6 protein-coding genes are annotated in these 5927 nt (G+C 54.5%); all 6 read right to left on the minus strand.

Translation table 11 applies throughout. The features are described 5' to 3' along the window. Window positions 1–354 precede the first annotated feature (354 nt). Window positions 355–1110, minus strand: coding sequence for an ABC transporter ATP-binding protein (locus tag ACUVSA_RS00005; protein ID WP_445893321.1), 756 nt, complete (start codon window positions 1108–1110; stop codon window positions 355–357). Continuing rightward, window positions 1091–1888 carry an ABC transporter ATP-binding protein gene (locus ACUVSA_RS00010; RefSeq protein ID WP_445893322.1) on the minus strand — a complete coding sequence of 266 codons (798 nt, stop codon included), beginning with the start codon at window positions 1886–1888 and terminating at the stop codon, window positions 1091–1093. Before ACUVSA_RS00010 ends, ACUVSA_RS00005 begins: the two co-directional genes overlap by 20 nt. A gap of 1 nt (window position 1889) precedes the next feature. Continuing rightward, complete coding sequence (locus ACUVSA_RS00015) at window positions 1890–2531, minus strand: ABC transporter permease (RefSeq protein ID WP_445893323.1); 642 nt, start codon at window positions 2529–2531, stop codon at window positions 1890–1892. Between the two features lie 173 nt (window positions 2532–2704). Continuing rightward, window positions 2705–3697, minus strand: a complete 993-nt coding sequence (locus tag ACUVSA_RS00020) for an ABC transporter permease (RefSeq protein WP_445893324.1) — start codon at window positions 3695–3697, stop codon at window positions 2705–2707. Continuing rightward, window positions 3673–4506 carry a class I SAM-dependent methyltransferase gene (locus ACUVSA_RS00025; RefSeq protein ID WP_445893325.1) on the minus strand — a complete coding sequence of 278 codons (834 nt, stop codon included), beginning with the start codon at window positions 4504–4506 and terminating at the stop codon, window positions 3673–3675. The genes ACUVSA_RS00020 and ACUVSA_RS00025 overlap by 25 nt, the downstream gene beginning before the upstream one ends. A 25-nt stretch (window positions 4507–4531) precedes the next feature. Further along, the coding region (locus tag ACUVSA_RS00030; protein WP_445893326.1) for an ABC transporter substrate-binding protein at window positions 4532–5927 on the minus strand (1396 nt) is incomplete at its 5' end.

Below are 5927 nucleotides of genomic sequence, written 5' to 3' on the forward strand. Positions count from 1 at the left end.
GGTCGATGTCCGCTTTTCTGAAACCCACTATAAGGATCTCAAATGGTTAGAAGAGCATGATCGGAGAAAACCCCAATTTGAGCCTCCAAGGCTGAGAAACTTGGGTCAAAGGGCTGATGATCATCAAGTGAAAATTTGTAGTGAAGAACCAAAAATTCACTTATAAGAATATCAATACCATAAGCAAAAAAGTGACAAACTTGGGTTAACCGAGGCCGGAACGGTGTACCATAAAGCGCCGATAAAACCTCCGTTTCTGGAACAGGCTCACAGCGGGGTGGCCGTCTTGCTTTGAGCTCTTCGAGGCACATGGAGGTGCGTGGCGCTGCCGAGAAAGACTTCGGCGGCTTCACCTTAGGGCCAAGGGAGCAGGCTTGAGATCAGCTTCCTCGTCGAGGGGCTTCGAGGGGTGGAAAAAACTTCGCGTGTTGTCCCTTGCTCCTCGATTTTCCCGCCAAATATTACAGCGACCCTGCTGCACATGCGCCGTATCACAAAGAGATCATGGGAGATGATGACGAGGGAAAGATTGAGGATTCGTTGCAGGTTCTGGAGGACCTCCATGAGTTCGCCCAGGGATGGAAGATCGAGGCTGGAGAAGGACTCATCGCAGACAAGCACGATGGGATCGGCTGCAAGTGCCCTTGCGACGGATACCCTGAAGCACTGGCCGCCGCTTAATTCGTGGGGCCTCATAGCAAGAAGCCTCTTCGGGATACCGACCATTTCCGACAGCTCAGCAAGTCTTTCCTTTGGCCTGTTCCCGGTTGCTCTATTGAATGCCTCAATAGGTTCGATTATTAATTGTGCGACGGTCATGTAGGGATTGAGGGACGCCGCGGGGTCCTGCCAAATCATCTGGATGCGTCTTCTGATGGACTTATCCCTTTGAATATCAATTCCTTCAAGGAAGATTCCTCCTTCGCTGGGTGCCTCCATGCCGCAAATGATTCTTGCAAGGGTACTCTTGCCAGCCCCGCTCGGTCCCGCTATCCCGATTGCTTCTCCGCGCTCAAGGGCCAAATTGATGCCCTCAATTGCGCTGCTTTCACCAGAAGATGTCATGTAGCGTTTTGAGATATTGATTGCTTCAAGGAGAGGAATGGTCATTCCACATTTCCTCCTGATTTTGAACGGACTCTATCATCCGTTTCGTATAGGGAGAGCGGGGAGCCTGGAATATCTCCGCAACCGGCCCGCTTTCCACCATCCTTCCCTTCTGCATCACCCATACGAAATCCGTCATTCTTGCTATCACTCTCAGATCATGGGATATGATTACGAGAGATGTCCCGAGACTTTTTCTAAGGTCATCCAGAAGACCGAGGATCTGGATCTGAATGAAGGGATCAAGCCCGGTTGTGGGTTCATCTGCGATCAGCACGGAGGGCTCAAGGGCCATGGCGATCGCGATCTGGACCCTCTGTCTCATGCCCCCGCTCAGTTGAAAGGGCCAGGCATTGTCAATATCATTTCCCAATCCAACCATGGAGAGAAGTTCCCTGGTTCTATGCAGGGCCGCCCTGCGGGAAAGCCTCTTTACGCGCACAAGGGCCTCACAGACCTGATCGCTTGTGCGCATCGTGGGATCCAAGGCCATGGTAGCACTTTGAAAAATCATGAAGACACCCCTTCCACGCAGGTCCTTGAAGGCCTTACGCTCACCCAGATCAATCTCCCTCCCGTCAAGACGCATGGTACCCGAGCACTTGAGGGGCTCTGGGACAAGGCCGCAGACGGCCAGGGCGGTAAGGGTCTTGCCTGCCCCGCTTTCTCCGACAATGCCGACGCTGCCGCCCCTGGGCACTTCAAATGCCACTCCCTCAACGATGGCTTCTGGAAGACCGGGGGATTTGATGGAAAGCGATTCTATCTGAAGGGATAGCATGTCACCACCTTGTGACAGGCTTCAGGGAAAAACGCCTCCTCAGGGCCTCACCGGCCGCCGTGAATATGCCAACGGAAACGGTGACTGCCAAGCCCGGTCCAGCCATCACCCATGGATAATCGGCCATGTAAAGCTGGGCCTCCCTGAGCATACTCCCCCACTCGGGCACGGGTGGTTGAGCGCCGAAGCCGAGATAACTCATCCCTGATACCGCAGTCACCATGCCGGCTGCCTGCAGAAGGGCCGCCACCAACAGGGAGGGCATCACCTGGGGAAAGAGATATCTCCTGAGCACCCGCGGCCCTGGTATGCCCATGGATATGGCGGCCCGCACGAAATCCGTTTGGCCAGCCTTGATAAAAAGGCTCCTGGAAAACCTGGCCCACCAGGCAAATCCCGCCGCAGTAAGACCCAAAGATGTATTTAATGCTGAAGGACCGAGGAGGCCTGCTATGACCACGGCCAGGATCAGGGAGGGAAAAGCAAGCATTACATCCATGACCCAGTCAGCTATGGGTCTCAAGATCCTTCCGCCCATGGAGGAGGAAAGGCCCAGGATGATCCCGAGGATGGCTGAAAAAAGGGTTGCCGCCAGGGAGAAGCCAAGCGATATGGCCCCTCCATAAAGGGTCCTTGAAAACACGCATCGGCCGAGGGCGTCTGTTCCAAAGGGAAATTGCAGGGAAGGGCCTTCAAGGCGCTTATCAAGATCCACCTTCACGGGGTCTCTCGGAGCCAGTATCGGACCTGCAAGACCTAAAAGGATGAAGGCCGCAGCAAGCAAAACGGGCCATGAGGAGATGGGGCCTGACCTTTTCATGCGCCCACCACAGGCCTTGAGGCCATGGAAGGCATGAACCTTATTACAAGGGCGTCCACCAGCCTGCTGACCAGAAAAAAGGCAAGGGTCGTAAAAAGCACTATGCCCTGCACAAGGGGAATGTCTCTTTGAAGAACGGATTCAACAAGCAGGGTGCCGAGCCCTGGGAGGGAAAAGACATTTTCAACTATGACCGCCCCTCCGAAAAGGTGCCCAAGGGAGATACCCCAAAGGGTAACCACGGGAAGAAGCGCGTTTTTGACAACATGTCTCGTCAACACTTCCCAGGGTTTGAGTCCCTTGGCATAGGCGAAGCGCACATAGTCTGTGTTTAGAACCTCCATGACCCCCGCCCTTAGAACCTGCCCGTGAACGGCCGCCATGGAAAGGCCAAGGGCTAAAACCGGGAGCAGAAAGGATTGGGGGCCGCTCATGCCTACCAAGGGAAAAAGTCCTACCTTTGAGCTGAAGACAACTATCAGGACCACCCCCAAAACGAAGTCAGGAAGAGCAATGCTCAGGGCTGTCAGGGCCCCGATGGCCCTGTCAAGGATGGAGCCGTGATAAAGACCACCGGCAAGGCCCGAAATGGTTGAAAGCGCCATCACAAACAAGATGGTCGCTGCAGCAAGCGTAAATGTCACTGGGAGCCTTGCCAGTATCTGCGCTGCAACCATGTCCCCAGTCCTGAAGGACCTCCCTAAATCCCCTTTAATCGCAGAGCACGTCCACCTTAAAAAACGTATCACCATCGGGGCATCAAGGCCGAGTTCCTCTCTCACCTCCTGTATCTTCTGAGGGGTAGGAGACTCGGTCCTTGCAAGGAGGACGAGTTCGGCGGGATCGCCTGGGGCAAGATCAAGAAGACCGAAAGTGATCGCAGCAACCCCCATGAGGACTGCCGCAAGCCGCAGGATGCGGCCCAAGATCATGACGATCCTTCTCGAAAGGAACACAGTTCTTCTCAATGCTGATACGCCCTCCACCACAGAAGTGCGATCTTGACATCCGCAGCGCATGTGACAAGGCCGTCTTTGACAAAACCCTTCAGCACCCTTGCTATATCGCTTTGGACCGAAGGGCCCTTTCTGTCGAAGATTTCGAAGTAACGGCTGAAAAAGGCCTGGGTTTCCTCAAGGGGGCTCATGAAGGTATAGGCCCAGGACAGGTGTTTTATGTTGGGGGCCTTCTTCCCTGCAAAGAGAAACCCGAATGCATATATGAGGTGAAAGTCACCGGAAGGCGGCTCATAACCCATTATCTCCCTCCAGAGGGCCCTGCAGAAGGGTATCTGCTCTCTGAAGGAGCTGAGGACAAGGGCGCAATGGCCGGAGCTGAGGGATTCCATGTGCTTTAGTCCCTCAGGCGAGAGGGCCGCCGGGAAGAAGCAACCGAGCACAAGATCAAAGGCCTCATCAGGTTTGAAATCAAAGAAGGGAGTGCAGAGCGATTCTATGCCCTTGACGCCCTGGCTCTCAGCCCTTTGAGACAAGGCCCTGAGCATCCCTTCCGAGTAGTCAAGGGCGGTTATCCTGGCACCCCTTTCAGCAAGGGGTATGGAAACTGTTCCCGGGCCTGATCCTGCGTCAAGGACCCTGCAGGATGGATAGGCTATCCCCTCCGAGAAGAGAAGATCGGCAATTCTTGGCCCCAGGCCTCCCTGGTCTCCCCACATGGCATGGTAGCAATCGCTTATTGCCTCAAAGAAGGCCTGCCACCTTTGAGGTGTCTCCTTTTGGCTGTGTGCCAGCGGAGAAGCAGCCTTCGCCTCGTTCCAGGCAGTACACCAGGAGTGCATGTCAAGAATGTCTCTTAAGGGGAATCTACTCACAACCGGTCCGCGTCAGGCAAGGCTTAAAGAAATGATCCATATAAAAACCTCCTATCTCCCTTCTGTGGGCGTAGAGGGCCGCATCGTGATAGAGCGGCAGAAGCGGCATTTCCTTGTTAAGCATCTCCTCAAGCCTTCTGTAAAGCGCAGTTCTCCTGGTGGTGTCCGTTTCATGTCTTGCCTCATTTATGAGAATGTCCGCCTCGTTGCTATGCCATCCGCAGTTTCTGGGGGCATCGGACAGGATCCAGTAGGAGTAAAAGAAATCAGGATCGCCGGTCATAAGGGTGTAGGGTTGTATGGCCATGTGGAAACGGCCGCTCTTTATGGAATCGTGGAAGCTTCCCTGCTCCATTATCCTTATTGAAACCCTCAAGCCGTAGGAGTGAAGCATAGCCTGAATGGCCTGCCCCATCTCCCTGTAAGGCCACCTTTGAAGAGTGCCGCCGTGAAGGAGCATGATGATCTCCCCCTTGTAAGCGGCTAAATCGGAAGGCATGGAGATCTTTGGAGGCTGTATGAGCCCGAAGGCATAATCCCTTGCCATGGGGGTATAGGGGTCTCTCGCAGGGGTTCCGGCCCCCTTAACAAAGACGCTGATGAGTTTATCCCTGTCAATAACGCCTGAGACCCAGCGCCTTGCCTCCGAAGAGGAAAAGGGCAAGGCGGCGCAGTTGAACAAAAGAAGATGTGTGGTTGCAACCTCCGTCTTCTTGACAACCACGTCAGGGCTTCTTTTAAGGGTTGCCTGCTGCTCAGGAAGAACCCCACCCACATCGGCGATGGCGTCGATCTGCCCCGATATCAAGGCCATGGCCCTTGTCTGCGCATCAGGGATGGTCATGAAGGCAATCTCCTCATAGGGTGGGGGACCGTTCCAGTGTTCATTGAAGGCAGAGAGGTATACGCCGGCCCCCTGTCTTACGCTTTTAAGCCTGTAAGGGCCTGTGGCTATAGGCTCCCTGATGCGTCCCTCATCATCCAGGCACTCCGGTTTAAAGACAGGGCTCCCGTAATAGGCGACCAGTTTCGGGAAATGCGGTATGGCTTTGGATAGCCTGAAGACAATTTCACGGTCACCTGCGGTCTCAACCGCCTCAACGTAAGAGAGGCTTCCTGCCGGATCATACCTGGGGTTTTTCATCAAGCGCCTCATGCTTGCAACCACATGGTGCGCTTCAAGGGGGGAGCCGTCATGAAAGAGGACATTTTCCCTCAGACGGAAGACCCACCTCCGGCTTGATTCCTCGCTTCGCCATGATTCGGCAAGCCAAGGAACCGCCTCCATCCTGGCGTTTAGGTAGGTGAGGGCCTCCCACATGCTGGTTGATCCGTGGAGATAGGTCCCGCTTTCGCTTCCTTCATAAAAATCCCTGCCTATACCAATG

This window comes from Desulfosoma sp. (assembly GCF_052743555.1).

Bases quoted from the DNA above. Each gene is read 5' to 3' on its own strand.
- ACUVSA_RS00005 (WP_445893321.1), bottom strand. From the start codon at position 1,110: ATGACCATTCCTCTCCTTGAAGCAATCAATATCTCAAAACGCTACATG.
- ACUVSA_RS00010 (WP_445893322.1), bottom strand. From the start codon at position 1,888: ATGCTATCCCTTCAGATAGAATCGCTTTCCATCAAATCCCCCGGTCTT.
- ACUVSA_RS00025 (WP_445893325.1), bottom strand. From the start codon at position 4,506: ATGCACTCCTGGTGTACTGCCTGGAACGAGGCGAAGGCTGCTTCTCCG.